At 60.9% G+C, this 16,358-nt stretch carries 16 protein-coding genes; 8 read left to right on the plus strand and 8 right to left on the minus strand.

Annotation, left to right across the window (positions count from 1 at the left end; all coding sequences use genetic code 11):
* Positions 1-54: 54 nt before the first annotated feature.
* Positions 55-663, plus strand: a complete 609-nt coding sequence (locus tag ACIROY_RS04605) for an FMN-dependent NADH-azoreductase (RefSeq protein ID WP_402340020.1) — start codon at positions 55-57, stop codon at positions 661-663.
* Positions 664-738: 75 nt separating this feature from the next.
* Here the strand turns inward: ACIROY_RS04605 and ACIROY_RS04610 are convergent, their stop codons facing one another.
* Together ACIROY_RS04610 and greB are read right to left on the minus strand one after the other, a co-directional pair.
* Positions 739-2,079 (minus strand): DUF3422 family protein, encoded by a 1,341-nt coding sequence (locus tag ACIROY_RS04610; RefSeq protein ID WP_402340023.1) that lies wholly within the window; start codon positions 2,077-2,079, stop codon positions 739-741.
* Between the two features lie 140 nt (positions 2,080-2,219).
* On the minus strand, positions 2,220-2,777 hold the full coding sequence (greB, locus tag ACIROY_RS04615) for a transcription elongation factor GreB (RefSeq protein ID WP_402270665.1): 558 nt from the start codon (positions 2,775-2,777) through the stop codon (positions 2,220-2,222).
* 143 nt (positions 2,778-2,920) lie between these two features.
* Here greB and ACIROY_RS04620 point away from each other — a divergent pair, with 143 nt between their 5' ends.
* Positions 2,921-3,811: a methylglyoxal synthase gene (locus ACIROY_RS04620; protein ID WP_402270663.1), complete on the plus strand. Its 891-nt coding sequence runs from the start codon at positions 2,921-2,923 to the stop codon at positions 3,809-3,811.
* 106 nt (positions 3,812-3,917) lie between these two features.
* Positions 3,918-4,514 carry a hypothetical protein gene (locus ACIROY_RS04625; protein ID WP_402270661.1) on the plus strand — a complete coding sequence of 199 codons (597 nt, stop codon included), beginning with the start codon at positions 3,918-3,920 and terminating at the stop codon, positions 4,512-4,514.
* A gap of 100 nt (positions 4,515-4,614) precedes the next feature.
* Here ACIROY_RS04625 and ACIROY_RS04630 read toward each other — a convergent pair whose 3' ends face one another.
* The 5 genes from ACIROY_RS04630 to ACIROY_RS04650 all read right to left on the minus strand — a co-directional run bounded on the left by ACIROY_RS04630 (position 4,615) and on the right by ACIROY_RS04650 (position 9,308).
* Complete coding sequence (locus ACIROY_RS04630; protein WP_402270658.1) at positions 4,615-5,973, minus strand: EAL and HDOD domain-containing protein; 1,359 nt, start codon at positions 5,971-5,973, stop codon at positions 4,615-4,617.
* Positions 5,970-6,131 carry a hypothetical protein gene (locus tag ACIROY_RS04635; RefSeq protein ID WP_402340026.1) on the minus strand — a complete coding sequence of 54 codons (162 nt, stop codon included), beginning with the start codon at positions 6,129-6,131 and terminating at the stop codon, positions 5,970-5,972. Before ACIROY_RS04635 ends, ACIROY_RS04630 begins: the two co-directional genes overlap by 4 nt.
* Positions 6,132-7,019 (minus strand): 23S rRNA (adenine(2030)-N(6))-methyltransferase RlmJ, encoded by an 888-nt coding sequence (locus ACIROY_RS04640; RefSeq protein ID WP_402340029.1) that lies wholly within the window; start codon positions 7,017-7,019, stop codon positions 6,132-6,134. It abuts the gene before it with no gap.
* A 188-nt stretch (positions 7,020-7,207) separates the two neighbouring features.
* Entirely contained in the window at positions 7,208-8,944 is a 1,737-nt protein-coding gene (locus ACIROY_RS04645) for a ClcB-like voltage-gated chloride channel protein (protein ID WP_402340031.1), read from the minus strand.
* 10 nt (positions 8,945-8,954) lie between these two features.
* Positions 8,955-9,308, minus strand: a complete 354-nt coding sequence (locus ACIROY_RS04650) for a winged helix-turn-helix domain-containing protein (RefSeq protein WP_402270648.1) — start codon at positions 9,306-9,308, stop codon at positions 8,955-8,957.
* Between the two features lie 149 nt (positions 9,309-9,457).
* Here ACIROY_RS04650 and modA point away from each other — a divergent pair, with 149 nt between their 5' ends.
* The 3 genes from modA to ACIROY_RS04665 are packed head-to-tail and all read left to right on the plus strand — an operon-like array spanning position 9,458 to position 11,611.
* Positions 9,458-10,216 carry a molybdate ABC transporter substrate-binding protein gene (gene modA / locus ACIROY_RS04655; RefSeq protein ID WP_402272411.1) on the plus strand — a complete coding sequence of 253 codons (759 nt, stop codon included), beginning with the start codon at positions 9,458-9,460 and terminating at the stop codon, positions 10,214-10,216.
* Between the two features lie 49 nt (positions 10,217-10,265).
* Entirely contained in the window at positions 10,266-10,943 is a 678-nt protein-coding gene (modB, locus tag ACIROY_RS04660) for a molybdate ABC transporter permease subunit (protein ID WP_402340034.1), read from the plus strand.
* A complete protein-coding gene (locus ACIROY_RS04665) occupies positions 10,940-11,611 on the plus strand; it encodes a sulfate/molybdate ABC transporter ATP-binding protein (protein WP_402340037.1) in 672 nt (223 codons plus the stop codon). Before modB ends, ACIROY_RS04665 begins: the two co-directional genes overlap by 4 nt.
* A 93-nt stretch (positions 11,612-11,704) precedes the next feature.
* Here the strand turns inward: ACIROY_RS04665 and aceA are convergent, their stop codons facing one another.
* Positions 11,705-13,009 (minus strand): isocitrate lyase, encoded by a 1,305-nt coding sequence (gene aceA, locus ACIROY_RS04670; protein WP_402270640.1) that lies wholly within the window; start codon positions 13,007-13,009, stop codon positions 11,705-11,707.
* A gap of 390 nt (positions 13,010-13,399) precedes the next feature.
* On the opposite strand from aceA, the gene ACIROY_RS04675 reads away from it, so the two are divergent.
* A complete protein-coding gene (locus ACIROY_RS04675) occupies positions 13,400-13,939 on the plus strand; it encodes a PaaI family thioesterase (protein ID WP_402340040.1) in 540 nt (179 codons plus the stop codon).
* A gap of 151 nt (positions 13,940-14,090) precedes the next feature.
* Positions 14,091-16,319: an FUSC family membrane protein gene (locus ACIROY_RS04680; protein WP_402270635.1), complete on the plus strand. Its 2,229-nt coding sequence runs from the start codon at positions 14,091-14,093 to the stop codon at positions 16,317-16,319.
* Positions 16,320-16,358: the final 39 nt, after the last annotated feature.

Genomic DNA, 16,358 nt, shown 5'->3' on the forward strand with positions numbered 1-16,358 from the left:
TCATCGCCATTCAATGCGACCTGATAACCCAAGGCAACTTTCCAAGGAAACAACATGAGCACCCTTCTGCACATCGACTCCAGCGCCCGCTATACCGGCTCCCTCACCCGCCAGCTGAGCGCTGCCTATGTCGAACAATGGCAAGCCAAGAACGCCGGCGGCACAGTCGTCCAGCGCGACCTGGCAAGCCACATCCTGCCGCACATTACCGAGGCCATGATCGGCGCGTATTTCACCCCTGCCGACCAACGCAGCGCGGAACAGCAAGCCATCATCGCCGAATCCGACAAGCTGGTGGACGAACTGGTCGCCGCCGACACCCTGGTCATCGGCGTGCCGATGTACAACTTCGCGCCGCCATCTGCGTTCAAGGCATGGGTTGACCATATCAGCCGCGTCGGCCGCACCTTCTCGTACGGCGCCAATGGTCCGACCGGCCTGCTGAAAGGCAAGCGCGCCATCGTGATCCTGAGCAGCGGCGGCGTCTACTCCGAAGGTCCGGCGCAACCGCTGGATTTCAACGGTACCTACATCCGCAGTGTGCTGGGTTTCCTGGGCATCAGCGATGTGGAACTGATCATCGCCGAAGGCGTGTCGATGGGCGAAGAAAAAGCCAAGCAAACCGTATCGCAGGCGCAGGAAAAGATCAGCACCCTCGTCTGATCGGATTTCCAAAGACAAAAAAGCCGGATCATCAGATCCGGCTTTTTTACGTCTCCGCCATCTGCATCACCCGGCTCAGGACACGTGCACACTCTTGTGCAAGCGCCGCAAGCCGAACCACACGCCCGCCGCAAACACCGGCACCATCAGTCCTGTGGCGACGTCCGGGTTGATCGGCACGCCGGCCGCCTTGAGCGCCTTGCCGATATAACCGAACAATCCCACCATATAGTAGGAAATCGCCGCCACCGACAAACCCTCGACCGCCTGCTGCAAGCGCAACTGCTGCGCCGCCCGGGCATTCATCGATTCAAGGATCTGGCGGTTCTGCTGCTCTTGTACGATGCCGATGCGTGTGCGCAGCAGATCGTTGGTGTGCGCGATCCGTTCGGCCAAGGCTTTCTGACGATGCGCCACCGACGTGCAGGTATCCATGGCCGGGGCGAGACGACGCTCCATGAATTCGCCGATGGTGGGCACGCCTTCCACGCGCGTTTCGCGCAGCTCTTCAATGCGCGCCTTGACCAAGCGGAAGTAAGCCTGCGATGCCGAAAAGCGGTAGCTGTTTTCCAGCGACATCTTTTCGATGCGCGCCGCCAGTCCGGTGATCTTGCGCAGGATCCGTTCATCCTCGGCATGCCCTGCGCTGGTGTTGCCGCCGCCATGTTCGGCATCGACCATCGCCCCCGTCAGTGTCGCCAGGTCGCTTTCGATGGCGTTGAGCACCGGGCCGGCCTGCAGCGCATGCGGCAAGCCCAGCAAGGCCATCATGCGGTAAGTTTCGATTTCCAGGATGCGCTGCACCAGGCGTCCGCCCTGCAGGTCGCGCAGATCGATGTCGCGCACCACGAAGCGGCTGAAGCCGTCGGCCTGAATCACGAAATCGGTCCAGATCTCTCCACCCTGCAATACCCTGCTGGAAGACAGCAGCTTGCCTTCGAACAGGCGCGCCATGCCGGCGGCGGCGTCATGTGCGGGTGCGCGTTCCAGCACCACATGGGCGGCGACCATGATCTTGCCCTGCAACGCCAGCAGCCACTGCTGCGGCACGTGCCTGAGCGGCGCGGCGGCGAAGGCTTCGTCAGTCGTCAGCGTGGCGTCATGGCTTTGCGCGAAGGTATAGCTGGCGAATTCGGTATGGCACTCCCACTTGAGGCGGAAACGGCCGAAGTCGTGGAAGAAATGCTTGGCGTCCATCCCCGGCGCTGTCACGCCGAAATGCAGGCACAAGTCCGACAGCAAGGCGTGCTGGAAAGCGACGTGGTGGTTGGCGTCGGCCTCGCCCGGGTTGCGCAGGTACACCGCGAGATGCGTCAGGCTCTCCGGCGCGGTCAGGTGCAGGAACGGCCGCGAATGTACTTCTGCGGCGAGGGCTACGCGCTGCGGATGATTCAGGCTGGCGTAAACGATGGACATGGACAGGCCTTTGGCTTAATCGGAAAATTCATCGGAGAAATCAGCAAATCGGAATGGCGTCGCGCTGTAAGACCGTGAAGCAGAATCCGTTCCACGCGCACACTGATGCCAGGCCTGCTGCACGGCCGGCCCGGGAAAACTCAATCCTGGCGCGCCGGATAGCTGACTTCGAGGATGGTCAGTTGCTCCACGCCGGCCGGCGTCTGCAGCGTGACTTCGTCACCTTCGCGCGCCTTGGTCAAGGTGCGCGCCACCGGCGAGATCCAGCTGATCTTGCCGTTGAGCGGATCGAGTTCGTCGATGCCGACGATGGTTACGGTATGTTCGATGCCGTCCTGGTTCTCATAGGTGACGGTGGCGCCGAAAAAGATCTGGTCGTTGCCATGGTGAATGGTCGGATCGACCACTTCGGCGATGTCGAGGCGCTTGGTCAGGAACCGGATGCGGCGATCAATCTCGCGCAGGCGGCGCTTGCCGTAGATGTAGTCGCCGTTTTCCGAACGGTCGCCGTTCGAGGCTGCCCAATGCACGATGCGCACCACTTCCGGACGGTCGACGTCGATCAGGTGCAGCAGCTCGTCCTTGATGCGCTTGTGCCCCGCCGGCGTCATGTAATTCTTGGTGCCCGCGGGAATGGCCGGCAACGCCAGTTCGTCGTCATCGTCGCCGTCGGATTCTTTTACGAATGCTTTATTCATGTTCTCGCTTGCATACTCCACGTGGTGGTGCGGCCTTTCAGCCTGTCCATCATTGTAGCGGTATGTTAAAGTTCCCGAGCGCGCAATTGCACTGCGAGCGCGCTAAAACAGAGCTTCCCGCATAGACTTCTTCCGCCTTTTTCATGACCTCTTCCACGACTCGCTACCGTATCGGCCTGGCCGCCAACCGCGCCCATCAGGACGCCCCCAACTCCGCACTGGTGCAACTGCTCCAGGGTTCGCGCGCGCGCATCGAAGCGCTGCAGCCGGAACTGGTGGTGGTCGGCCGCACCCTTGATGCGATCGGCCAACTCGGCCTGCTGCCGGGCTATCCGCACATCGAGCGCTTTCCTTACGGGCGCCAGGGCGGCCTGATGAAGCTGGTGTCGCGCGTGGTCGACAGTGATCCGGCGCGCACGCTGGACGCCATCATTTACCTGATCGATCCGGTCGATCCATCCTCGACCTTCCCTGAAGCGGTGGCGCTCAAGCGCCAGTGCGTGATCCATGGCAAGCCCTTCCTGTCGACGCTGGCCGGTGCGCAGGAATGGTTCGAGCTGGAAGCGATCGCCGGCGGCGCGGCGCCCGATCCGGCGCTTGACGGCTCATTCAGGCTGGCCGACGAAGGCATCGCCCTGATCGCCCATGATTCGATGAAAACACGCATGCTGGCGCTGGCCGAACGCCATTTCGAGGTGCTCGACAGTTTCGGCTTCCGCTGCGCCACCGGCACCACCGGCGGCCTGCTCAACGAACTCGCGGTCAAGATCAAGGGAGAGGCCGGCCGTAACTGGGTCAAGCCTTTCCTGAGCGGCCCGCTGGGCGGGGACGCCCAGATCGCCGAGCTGATCCTCGAACATGAATGTCGCCGCGTGCTGTTTCTGGAAGATCCGCACGTCGCGCGCCAGCACGAAGCCGATATCCAGTTGCTGGAACGCGCTGCGCGCACCGTGACCGGCTACGCCTCCTGCATGAGCGATGAAAAATGGGGTGATCGCTGGCTCAGCCTGATCAAGCAGCGTCAGGTACGCTGACCCGCGCGATGCGGCCAGGAGATTCCCTGAAGCAAGTCCGGCTTGTTTTTGGCGCGCCCGCCCAACATATGCCTGCAGCGGCCTTCGCGCATCCTTGAGGACTTCCTTGTCGCACAAGATCAGAAAATACCTGCTGGCGCCCTTCGTCTACACGGCGGCGCTGCTGTTGTTGCTGGAAGAATGGCTCTGGAACGCCAGCAAACGCCTGTTCGCCCGCCTGCCGCTGATCCCTTTCGTGGCGCGCCTGGAAGCCTGGATAGCGGGCGTTCCTCCCTACGTGGCGTTGACCATCTTTGTACTGCCTAGCCTGCTGTTGCTCCCCGTCAAAATCCTGGCCCTGATGTCGATCGCCCACGGCCATCCGACATTGGGCCTGGTCATCATCGTCAGCGCCAAGGTGCTCGGCACTGCATTGGTGGCGCGCCTGTACACGCTGACGCAACAAGCCTTGCTGTCGCTACCCTGGTTCGCCCGCTACCGCGACATCGTGTTGCGCTTCAAGGACCGCATGATTGCGCAACTGCGTGCGACGCAGGCGTGGCAGCAGGTCGAAGCCGGCCTCGCTGTTTTCAAGGCGGCGCGGCGGCGCTGGTGGGCATCGGTCAAGGAGCGTTGGGGCGGTCGTAATGGCCGCCGCGGCCAGGGCAACCGCCTGGCGCGGATGATAAAAAAATACGCCGCTAGGCGGCGTGATCGGGAATAAACGATAACTGCGAGCGATAACTGCGAGCGATAACCGCAGAAAGTGAAAATGAAACCGCCGACATGGCGTCGGCGGCGCTTTGAATCAAATGCTCAACTGATCAGCTGTCCTGCTCGGCAACGTCGCCGGCACCGGCTTCCGCTTCGACTTTCTTCTCGGGCGCGTGTCCCATGTTGGTGGAAATGTTGTTGCCCCATTCGAACGCCTGGGTTTCCAGTTCGTAGAAATCTTCGGCGCTCAGTTGCAGTCCGTCGAGCAACTCCTTCATCTGCTCCGGCGTCTTGTCGGCTTTCTCGGTAGCTTCTGCCAATTGCAGGATCTCACCGTAGAAGCCGGTGCGGAACAGCAGCGCATCGCGGATTTCTGCACTCACCGTGATCTGCGTGAGGATGGCTTCCATCGGCATGCCGAACAAGGCGTCCACCAGCGACATGATGCCGACGGTGAAGGCGATCTCGGACATCTTGCGACGACCGGGACGGATTCTTTCGGTGATCAGCTCCAGCATCTTGCCGCGCGTTGCCGCCAAGATCAGCAACGGCGACAGCGTGTGCGCCTTGTCCTTCTCGGTATTGGCGAACAGCAGGATCTGCATCCAGCGCTTGAGCTGGCGACGACCCAGCACGATCAGCGCCTGGCCGAGCGAATCGATGTGCTTCATGAAACCGTACACGGGCGTATTCACCAGGCGCAGCAGCGTCAGGCTCAGCGCCACGTCGCGCTTGATGTAGCGCACGATCTCGCCGTTGTCGACGTTGCGCACCAGCAGCGTCAGAATGTGCATGATGACGATCTTGGACGCTTCCAGTTTCTTGCCCTGCAGGATCACGGGCTTGGCGAAGTAATAGCCCTGGAAGTAGTCGAAACCGAAAGTCACGCAATCGCGGAATTGTTCGACCGTCTCGACCTTTTCGGCCAGCAGCATCTTCTGTGCGCGCTTGAAATGCACGCTCAGCTTGAGCAGCTTGCTGGCGTCCACTTCCATCACGTCAATCTTGATGATCTTGACCAGCGGCAGGAGCTGGGCGATATCTTCCGACTCGGTGATGACGTCGTCCAGAGCGAACACATAGCCGGCGCGCACCAGTTCGTTGACGCGCTTGACCAGTTCAGGAGTGACCTTGACGGTTTCAAGGATTTCCAGCACGACCTTGTCGGCCGGCAGGAAATTGATGAAGTCGCTCATCAGCACGGTAGCGTCGACGTTGATGAAGCCGTGCAGGCTGCCGATGACATTGTTGAGACCGAGTTCCGACGCGTGCGCAATGACCGAGGCAGTGGCCGAAACGTCGTCGTTGACGTTGGCCGGACCGAACGCGGCGTTGCGGAACAGCAGCTCGTAACCGATCAGCTCCTGCTCGCGGTTGAGGATCGGCTGTCGAGCCAGGAAAAAATCATGGGCGTGATGCGCTGGGGGCGCCGGGGCAGCGGCGTCGTGATCAGGAGACGGTTCGGTCATGATTTCTTGTTTTGAATAACCCCGGCACTTTTGGCAGACATGGAATCTTTGGCATGACCTTCTATTGTATGCCCTGATGCATTGCCGATACCAGAAAACATTTCACGGATGAGACGGCGGCAAAAACTGCCGGCGCAAGCCTCGTCAGTACGATACATTCAAGCCTCTCCCGATTCCAGCAGGAAACCGGCGCCGCTGTCGCGACCCAGCACCTTCACCAGGTACGGCATGACTTCTTTCAGCGTCGCCAATAGCGTCCACGGCGGATTCAACACGAACATGCCGCTGGTGTGCAGGCCGAAACCATCCGGCGACGGCGAGCTGATCGACAGCGTGACGTTGATCCAGCTCTTGGCGCCAAGGCGCTTGAGACGGTCGGAAAACTGTTTGGATTCAATCCGCTGCAGCACAGGATACCAGACCGCATAGGTGCCGGTCGGGAAGCGCACCAGCGCATCCTGAAGGGCTTCCTTGACCTTCTGGTAGTCGCGCTTGTCTTCGTAAGGCGGATCGATGAGGACCAGCGCGCGCCGCGACGGCGGCGGCAGCAAGGCCTTGAGGGCGAGGAAACCGTCACCGCGCTCGATCATCACGCGCTTGCCGCGCGAAGTCGGGCGCTTGCCCTGCTCTGCAGCGTGCGCATCAAGTTTGCGGAAATTGTCGGCCAGGATCTTGCTTTCGGTCGTATGCAGCTCGAACAGGCGCAGACGATCCTGCTCCCGCATGACCTGGTTGGCACAATACGGCGAGCCCGGGTAATAACGCATCTTGCCGCTGGGATTGAGGTCTTTCACCAGTTGCACGTACTCGGCAACGGCTTCGGGCAGATCGGTGCGATCCCACAGCGGGCCGATGCCGGTTTCGTATTCAGCGTTCTTGCTGGCGTAGTTCCCGTCCAGCGCATAGACGCCTCCGCCGGCATGGGTGTCGACCACCATGTAGGGAGTGTCTTTCTGGCCGAGATAACGCATCAACTGGATCGTCACCATGTGCTTGAGCACATCAGCGTGATTGCCAGCGTGGAAGGCATGGCGGTAACTCAGCATAAAATCGTTCGAATCCCTGAAATGTTGGTGGCCGTTGCCGGCTATGGCAGTGCTTGTACCAAAATCACACGTAACTGTTGTGAGTCTGGTAGTTTTTCACATTTAATTTCACATTCTAACAAGGTTGCCTGCCGAATAGTCGCCCGGGCCTCGAATGTTACAAAGCCATCAACAGTTTTCAAAACAACCTACTCGCCAGAACGGTCAAGCCTAAAATACGCATCCAGCAACGAGGTTTTGAACACCACGCCCAGCAGGCGCGGGTCTTCCGTGCTGGAAATCACCGGCAGACGTTCGCCCTGGTGATCAAGGAAGAGTTGCAGGGCCTCTCCCAGCGACATGTCCGGCGTGACCTCGTGCAAGAAGTGAGTACGCATGAAATCTCCCGCGCATTTTGCTCCGATGTTGTCCTTGTCGAGCAGCAACGAGGTCACGTCCTGCAAGGCCACCACTCCCAGATAGCGATTCTCCTGATCGGTGATGTAGATGTATTTGACCGGATACTGCAGGAAGATGCGGGTCACTTCGGAGAACGGCGCATCCTTGTACAACACCGTTTCTGCGGGCTTGATCAGTTCGCTCATGTGAGTGCCGCGCAGGCGGATGCGTTCGGCCGCGTCGCGGTGGCGCTTGAGCGTGATTTCATACATCGAATTGCCATCCAGGCTGCGCGCGATGACATACGCCACCACACACGACAGCATCAACGGCAGCACCACCTGATAACTCAGCGTCATCTCGAAGATCATCAGGATCGCCATCAGCGGCGCATTGGTCGCGGCAGCCAGGAACGCGCCCATGCCCACCATGGCATACGCGAACGGCTGCGAAATCGCATGCGGCCACAAGGTGTGCGCCATGTCGCCGAACAGGAAACCGATGGCCGCGCCGACGAACAAGGTTGGCGTGAAAATCCCGCCGACTGCGCCCGAGCCGGTGGTCAGCGCCGTCGCGACGATCTTGTAGATCATCACGATCAGCACCGTCGACCACAGCCAGTCGGTGTGCAGCAGCGAATTGACCACGCTGTAGCCGTTTCCCCACACTTCCGGCACCCGCACCGACAGCAAACCCACCAGCAAGCCGCCCAGTCCCAGTCTCAGCGGCAACGGCAGGCGTGTTTTCTGAAACAAGGTCTTGCTCAATTCGAGCAGGCGCAGGAATTGCGGCGCCAGCAGTCCGGCAATCACGCCCAGCACGACGAACAGGATGATTTCGACACCTGCCACTTCGGGAAAATACGGCATCTCGTACGCCGGCTTGTAGCCCGGCAGCTCGCGCATGGTGATGTTGGCCACCACCGACGCCACGACCACCGGGCCGAAGCTTTCCATGACCAGCGCGCCGAGCACGATTTCAGTGACGAAGAAGGCGCCCGCGATCGGCGCGTTGTAGGCGGAGGTAATCCCGGCAGCGGCGCCGCAGGCCACCAGCAGGCGCATGCGCGAGGACGGAAAGTGGGCGAAGCGGCCGACCAGCGAAGCGCACAAGGCGGCCAGTTGCACCATCGGCCCTTCCCGCCCGATCGAGCCGCCCGAGCCTACCGTGGCCAGCGACGACAGGCTGCGCAGCAAGGTGTGGCGAATCGGGATCTGGCCGTCGCCGATGGCCACGGCCTCCATGTAATCCGAGGTGGCGCCGGCCGGCATGCGTTTGGCCCAGATCAGGATCAGCCCGGCCACCACGCCGCCGCAGGTCGGCAACAGCACGCGCATCTGCCAGGACAGGCCTTTGGCGATTTCGACGAAACTACCGCTATGACCGGTCAGCAGGTATTGCACGGCATCGATGCATTCGCGGAAACCGATCGTCGCCAGCGAGCCGACGAAGCCGACCACGGCCGCCCACAGCAGCATCGCATGGCTCTCGGACATGCGCAGCCAGGTTTGCAGGCGGAACCGGTATTTGAGGAGAGTGTTGCGCATCGGACCGCGTTCAGTCCTTGCCGACGATCAGGGATTGCAGGTGCTGCATGTCTTTTTCGATGGCGCTGTCGGCCTTCTTTTGCATGCGCTGGTAGCAGGCCACCACCTCGCGCGCCAGCGCGGTGATGCTGGCGCCGCCGCCCTTGGCGCCGCCGGTCGCAGTCTCCACCAGCGGCTGATTGAAGCAGCGGTTCATTTCTTCGACCAGCAACCAGGCGCGCCGGTATGACATTTCCATTTCCCGCGCCGCCCCGGAAATCGACCCCGTGCGGTCTATCGCCAGCAGCAAGGCGGCTTTGCCGGGGCCGAAGGCGATCGTGTCGCCCTGCATCACGCGCAATCGTACGGTTTTGGAATTTGTCATGACCGCGATTGTAGCAAGGGCTCCGGGCAAATTACATGTATATGCGACAGCGAATTGACTATCGTTATATCCTTACGTATATTCCGACCAGATTCGTCTTCCCACTCAGAAAAACAGGAACTCACATGCCCTCTTCGTTTGCCGCACAAATGCGCCGCCTCGCTGCGTCTGCTTCGCTCGTCTTGCTGGCGCTGCCCTTGGCGACGACCGCCGCCCATGCGACAGACCTCGTGGTCTCCGCCGCCGCCAGCCTGACCAATGCGTTCAAGGATCTGGGCACCGCATTTGAACAGCAAAATCCCGGCGTCAAGGTGATCAACAACTTCGGCGCCTCCGACATCCTGATGCAGCAAATCGTGCGCGGCGCGCCGGCTGACGTGTTCGCCTCGGCGGACCAGACGGCGATGGACAAGGCTGTCGCAGAAAAGGCCGTGCAAGCGTCCACCCGCAAGAATTTCGCCGCCAACCAGATCGTCCTGATCGTCCCCAGCGACAGCACCCTGCCGCTCGCCAGCCTGAAGGACCTGACTCAGCCCGCCGTCAAGAAGGTCGCGCTGGGCAACCCGGCGTCGGTGCCGTTCGGTCGCTACACCAAGACCGCGCTGGAAAGCGCCGGCCTGTGGGATGCCGTGCTGGCCAAGGGCGTGATGGCGCAAAACGTGCGCCAGAGCCTGGACTACGTCGCGCGCGGCGAAGTCGAGGCCGGCTTCGTCTTCGCCACCGATGCCGCCGTCATGCCGGACAAGGTCAAGGTCGCGATCCGCATTCCCTCCGATACACCTGCCACGTATCCAATCGCGGTAACGGCAAGCACCGCGCAGGCAGAACTGGCGGCAAAGTACCTCGCCTACGTGCAATCGGCCGCCGGCCAGGCTGTACTGGCGCGTTACGGCTTCCTCAAACCCTGATACGCTGCGGGCTGATCAACTCTCACTCGCTCACGCGCTTTCTTAACCTATGGCTGCAGTCTGGACCCCGTTGCTGCTCTCGCTCAAGGTCGCGGGTTGGGCAACGATCCTCAATCTCTTCTTCGGCGTCGCGGCGGCCTACGGGCTGTCGCGCTGGCGCTCGCCGCTGCGCGACCTGATCGACTCCATCCTGACGCTGCCGCTGGTGCTGCCGCCGACCGTGCTCGGCTACTACCTGCTGGTGCTGTTCGGCAAGCGCGGCACCTTCGGCGCGTGGTTGTCCGGCATGGGCATTGAGCTGGTCTTCACCTGGCAAGGCGCGGTGGTCGCCTCGACCATCGTGGCCTTCCCGCTGGTGCTGAAGTCGGCGCGCGCCGCCTTTGAAAATGTCGATAAACAGCTGGAAAACGCCGCGCGCGTGCTGGGCGTATCCGAAGCCGGCGTGTTCTTCCGCGTCAGCCTGCCGCTGGCGGCGCGCGGCATTGCCGCCGGCGTACTGTTGGCGTTTGCCCGCGCGCTCGGTGAATTCGGCGCCACGCTGATGATCGCCGGCAATCTGCCCGGCCGCACGCAAACACTCTCCGTCGCGATCTATGAAGCGGTGCAGGCCGGCGATGATTCCACCGCCACCTTGCTGGTGGTGATCACGTCAGTCACTTGCGTCGCCGTGCTGCTGATCGCCGGACGCCTGATGCCGGGCCACACCCGCCGGGCGGATCTGTCATGAGCGTCGCTGTCCACATCCGCAAGGAGCTGCGCGCCAACGACCGTACATTCCAGCTCGACATCGACTTTGCCTCTGACAGCGACCGCATCGTGCTGTACGGTCCCTCGGGCTCAGGCAAGAGCCTGACGCTCAAGGCCGTGGCCGGTCTGATGACGCCGGACGAAGGCAGGATCACGCTGAACCAGGGCACGCTGTTCGATGCCACACAAGGCATCAACGTCAAGCCGCAGCAGCGCAATGTCGCCTATCTGTTCCAGGATTACGCGCTCTTCCCTCACCTTACCGTGGCGCAGAACATTGCCTTCGGATTGCAGCGCGGCTGCTTCAATCTGCGCAAGCCTGCCGCGCATCCGGCAGTCGCGCGCTGGTTGCAGGCGTTCGGACTGGACGCCACGGCCGGCAGTTATCCCTCGCAGATTTCCGGCGGCCAGCGTCAGCGCGTCGCCCTGGCGCGCGCGCTGGTGGCGCAACCTGACATCCTGCTGCTGGACGAGCCGTTTTCCGCGCTCGATCTGTCGCTGCGCGAACGCATGCGTCAAGAGCTCAGCGAATTGCAACAACAACTGCATGTGCCGATGCTGATCATCACGCACGATCCGGCCGACGTCGAGGTGCTCGGCGACGCCGTGTTCGAGGTGCGCGACGGCATGGTCTCCCGCCAGAAATAAGCCGACAATAAAAAAGCCGCACTCTTGTGGAGTGCGGCTCCCGCAGGGACGGGGGTGGATACCCCCTGAAACTTCAATCGCCCTTAAGCAAACTTAAGCAACCTTCTTTTCGGCGCCATCGAAGAATTGTTCATCTTCGGTCGAACCGTGCAACGCTGTGGTCGACGACTGGCCTTGCTGAATCGCCTGGGTGACCGCGTCGAAGTAACCGGTGCCGACTTCGCGCTGATGCTTTACCGCAGTGAAGCCCTTGTCGGCTGCGGCGAATTCGGCTTCCTGCAATTCCACGAAGGCCGACATCTGGTTGCGCGCATAGCCGTGCGCCAGGTTGAACATCGAATAGTTCAGCGCATGGAAACCGGCCAGCGTGATGAACTGGAACTTGTAACCCATGGCGCCCAGTTCCTTCTGGAATTTGGCGATGGTGGCGTCGTCCAGGTTCTTCTTCCAGTTGAACGACGGCGAGCAGTTATACGACAGCATCTTGCCGGGGAACTTGGCGTGAATGGCTTCGGCGAATTTCTTGGCGAAGGCCAGGTCCGGCTTGCCGGTTTCACACCACACCAGATCGGCGTACTCCGAATAAGCCAGACCGCGCGAGATAGCCTGATCAATACCCGGACGGGTCTTGAAGAAACCTTCGACGGTGCGCTCGCCGGTCAGGAACGGCTTGTCATTGTCGTCCACATCGGACGTCAGCAAGTCGGCCGCCTCGGCATCGGTACGGGCGATCACCAGTGTGCTGGTACCGGAAACGTCAGCCGCCAGGCGCGCGGCGTTGAGCTTCTCGACCGCTTCACGTGTCGGCACCAGCACCTTGCCGCCCATGTGACCGCACTTCTTCACCGACGCCAGCTGATCTTCGAAGTGGACGCCGGCGGCACCCGCGTCGATCATCGACTTCATCAGTTCGTAGGCGTTCAGCACGCCGCCGAAGCCGGCTTCCGCGTCGGCCACGATCGGTGCAAAGAAGTCGATGTCATTCTTGCCTTCCGACCATTGGATCTGGTCGGCGCGTTGGAACGTATTGTTGATGCGCTTGACCACCATCGGCACCGAGTTGGCCGGATACAGCGATTGGTCGGGATACATTTCGCCGGCCAGGTTGGCGTCGCCGGCAACTTGCCAGCCGGACAGGTAGATCGCCTTCAGGCCGGCCTTGACCTGTTGCATCGCCTGATTGCCGGTCAGCGCGCCGAGGGCGTTGACGAACGGTTCGTTGTTGACCAGATTCCACAGCTTTTCAGCGCCGCGTTTTGCCAGCGTGTGCTCGATCTGCACCGAGCCTCGCAGGCGCACCACGTCATCGGCCGAGTAGTTGCGCTTGACGCCTGTCCAACGTGGGTTCTCCGCCCAGTCTTTAGCCAGTGCCTGAATTTGTTGTTCGCGTGTCGTCATGGTCAATCTCCTTAAGGTAGTCAGAAAATGGAGGTCAAGAAGTGAAATCCATGACTTCATAGTAGGCCTTTAGGTGCAGAGCAACAATGTCTTATATAAGACATATCAATAAATTTTTATCGTTAATATTCAAAAGCTTAAATATTGTTTTTTGCGATGCGAAACGAAATTTCTGAAAATGAAATGCTTTCATGATGCTGCGCAATCCTACTTTTCATAATGTGGAACGACGTTTTTGCATCATGAAAAACATACTCCGGCCACAGCTCCTTTTGCCGTTGCGCCGATGCCGGGGCATAATGCACTCCGTCTTTCATCATAAAAGTCACGCATCATTTTTTAGTGCAGAACGACCGCCACCCCATAACGATATAAACAATAAGGACCTCCATGAGCCCCACCAGCAACAGAGAAGAGACACTCCGTCAATGGCAAGCCCGCGAAGCCGAAGTGCGCGCCAAACTGGCCGCGCCCGGCGTCGCGTCAATGGATGAGCTGAAGGCCGGCAGCGGCATGGATTTCCTGCAGCGCATCTGGGACGGCGAGCTGCCGTCGGTGCCGATCGGCGAAACCATGGATTTCATCCCGGTTGAAGGCGAACCGGGCCGCATCGTATTTCAGGGCACACCTGGCAAGCAGCACTACAACCCGCTGGGCAGCGTGCATGGCGGCTATTTCTGCACCCTGCTCGACTCGGCCGTCGGCTGCGCCGTGCATTCCGTGCTGCCGCAAGGCATGGGTTACACCACACTGGAGCTGAAGGTGAACCTGATCCGCGCACTGACCGCGAAGACCGGCCCTGTGCGCGCCGAAGGCAAGGTGATCCAGGTCGGCAACCGCGTCGGCATCGCCGAAGGCCGCATCATCGACGTCGACGGCAAGATTTATGCGCATGCCACGACGACTTGCCTGGTGTTCCCGCTGCCGTGAGATCGGAAGCGCTGCAAGCATGGTACATGACGGTTGCTGAAGAGTCCGACGTCTCTTTCAGCAGTCGTCCGACCGGCATCGATTGCCTATTGGTTGTCTATTGAGTGCAGAAGGGTCAGAATGGCGCTAATAGAAATCAGCCGACGCCCCCATGCATTACGCCCTGGATATCCGCACCTTCCTCTTCAGTCATTATTTCTATACCGGCCTGCGCATCGCCACCGGCGTCGTCGGTCTGACCATGCTGGTCTTCAACATGGCCGACATGCAGACCACCATGACGGTCTTCCTCGGCGCCTTGTGCACCAGCCTGATGGACTTGCCCAGCCCGCTGCGTCACAAATTCAATGAAATGCTCGCCGGCGTGCTGCTGTGCACCCTGGTGATGCTGGTGATCAGCCTGTGCGCGCCGATCCACTGGCTGGTCAGCGTGGCGATGGTGCTGGTGAGCTTCCTCGCCAGCATGATGGTGGTGTACGGCAAGAAGACCTTGCCGCTGCAATTCGCAGCGTTAATGGTGATGACGCTGTCGATGGAAAACAGCGTGCCGTTTGACGAAGCCTTCCTGCATGCAGGTTTCTTCCTCGCCGGCGGCCTCGGCTACCTGACCTATTCGATGATCGTGTCCTACTTTTTGCGGCGGCGCGTCAAACAGCAAGTGCTGGCGGAAGCGCTGTTCGAGCTGGCGCGCTACTTGCGCATCAAGGCCGATTTCTACGACGTGCGCAGTGATCTGCAGACGCAGTTCACGACGCTGGTGCGCCAGCAGATCGTGCTGGCCGACAAGCTGCAGGCGTCACGCGACCTGGTGCTGCGCGACATGCACACCAAGCAGGACGGCTTGCTGGTGCATGTCCACCTGAGCATGCTGGAGCTGTATGAACAGGTGTTGTCGACGCATGCCGACTACGCCCTGCTGCGCAGCCATTTCGGCGACACCGACGTCATCATCTTCCTGCGCGACCTGGCCAACAAGACCGCCGAAGATATCGAGTCGATCGCCTACGCCGTCACCCGCAAGCGCATCTCGACGCCAACCGTCAATTACAAGGCGGAACTGCGCGCCGTTCAGTACGAGATGCAACAGCTGCAGCAGGACAACCTGGCCGGTCACATCCCCGACGAAGCCATCACGGTGCTGCGCGTGACCTACAACAAGATCCTCGACATCATCGAGCTGATCTCGCAACTGCACCTGGCCACGCAAACCCCGATCGATGCGATCCCGATCCTGCCGGGGTCCGACATGACGCCGTTCCTGACCCAGCAAAAGTACAAGGCCGGCCTGCTGATCGCCAACCTGCGCTGGCAATCGCCGATATTCCGCTTCGCCATCCGTGTCGCGCTGGCGGTCTCGACCGGCCTGTGGATCGCCGCGCATCTGCCGTACATGTCGCACGGCTACTGGATCGTGCTGACCATCGTCATCATCCTCAAGCCCAATTTCAGCTCGACCAAGCAGCGCGTGAGCGACCGCCTGATAGGCACCATCATCGGCTGCCTGCTGACCGCGCTGATCCTGCGCTTCGTGCATGATCCGATAGGCTTGCTGGCGGTGCTGTTCATCGCCAGCGTAGCGGCGCCGGCCTTCACCTACGTCAAATACCGTTACACCGCGATCGCGGCCTCGGTGCAGATCCTGATGCTGCTCAACCTGCTGCTGCCGGCCGGCCATCACGGCGCGGTCAGCGAGCGCCTGATCGATACCGTCATTGGCGTAGCCATCGCCACCCTTTTCAGCTACGTGCTGCCGAGCTGGGAATACCGCGACCTGCCACGCCTGCTCAAGAACGTGCTGCACGCCAGCCATCGCTACATCAAGGCCAGCCGCGACATGCTGGAAGGCAAAGTGGGCGATGATTTCTTTTACCGCGTCTGCCGCAAGGGTTTCATGGACAGCCTGTCGGCGCTGATCTCGGCGCAGGTGCGCATGATGGACGAACCGATCAGCAAGCAGCGTGCGGTGCGCGAGATCAACCGCTTCGTGGTGCAGAACTACCTGGTGGCGGCCCACATTGCCGCACTGCGCATCCTGCTGCGCCGCCATGCCGAAGGCTTGCCGCGCGCTCCCGTCAACAAGCTGATCGAGCAGACTTACCAGAGCGCCACCGCGCATCTGTTGCAGGCGCAAGGCATCCTGGCAGGTCCCGGCGGCAATACCGCGACGACCGTACCGGTGGAGGAAGTCGTGCCGGTCAATCCGCTGGCGGAAACCGTGGCGGCCGAAGACATCGCCCTGGCGACCGAGCCCGAAGTGAGCGAATGGTCCGGCTGGCATACCTTCCAGCGCCGCTCCGCGCTGCTCGACAGCGACCTGCAGGAGATCGTTGCGCAAACCGGCGCCATCGAAAGCATCCTGCGCAAAGCGGAGACCGCATGATTACCCGGCCGACGCGATAAAGCAGTTACCCGGACTTGC

Source organism: Herbaspirillum sp. NPDC101396, from assembly GCF_044767365.1.
GTDB lineage: Bacteria > Pseudomonadota > Gammaproteobacteria > Burkholderiales > Burkholderiaceae_D > Herbaspirillum.

Coding starts and splice junctions, on each gene's coding strand:
- ACIROY_RS04620 (WP_402270663.1), top strand. CDS start 2,921: ATGACCTCTTCCACGACTCGCTACCGTATCGGCCTGGCCGCCAACCGC.
- modA (WP_402272411.1), top strand. CDS start 9,458: ATGCGCCGCCTCGCTGCGTCTGCTTCGCTCGTCTTGCTGGCGCTGCCC.
- modB (WP_402340034.1), top strand. CDS start 10,266: ATGGCTGCAGTCTGGACCCCGTTGCTGCTCTCGCTCAAGGTCGCGGGT.
- greB (WP_402270665.1), bottom strand. CDS start 2,777: ATGAATAAAGCATTCGTAAAAGAATCCGACGGCGACGATGACGACGAA.
- ACIROY_RS04675 (WP_402340040.1), top strand. CDS start 13,400: ATGAGCCCCACCAGCAACAGAGAAGAGACACTCCGTCAATGGCAAGCC.
- ACIROY_RS04680 (WP_402270635.1), top strand. CDS start 14,091: ATGCATTACGCCCTGGATATCCGCACCTTCCTCTTCAGTCATTATTTC.
- ACIROY_RS04610 (WP_402340023.1), bottom strand. CDS start 2,079: ATGTCCATCGTTTACGCCAGCCTGAATCATCCGCAGCGCGTAGCCCTC.
- ACIROY_RS04665 (WP_402340037.1), top strand. CDS start 10,940: ATGAGCGTCGCTGTCCACATCCGCAAGGAGCTGCGCGCCAACGACCGT.
- ACIROY_RS04635 (WP_402340026.1), bottom strand. CDS start 6,131: ATGTATCGTACTGACGAGGCTTGCGCCGGCAGTTTTTGCCGCCGTCTC.
- ACIROY_RS04605 (WP_402340020.1), top strand. CDS start 55: ATGAGCACCCTTCTGCACATCGACTCCAGCGCCCGCTATACCGGCTCC.
- ACIROY_RS04645 (WP_402340031.1), bottom strand. CDS start 8,944: ATGCGCAACACTCTCCTCAAATACCGGTTCCGCCTGCAAACCTGGCTG.
- ACIROY_RS04650 (WP_402270648.1), bottom strand. CDS start 9,308: ATGACAAATTCCAAAACCGTACGATTGCGCGTGATGCAGGGCGACACG.
- aceA (WP_402270640.1), bottom strand. CDS start 13,009: ATGACGACACGCGAACAACAAATTCAGGCACTGGCTAAAGACTGGGCG.
- ACIROY_RS04640 (WP_402340029.1), bottom strand. CDS start 7,019: ATGCTGAGTTACCGCCATGCCTTCCACGCTGGCAATCACGCTGATGTG.
- ACIROY_RS04630 (WP_402270658.1), bottom strand. CDS start 5,973: ATGACCGAACCGTCTCCTGATCACGACGCCGCTGCCCCGGCGCCCCCA.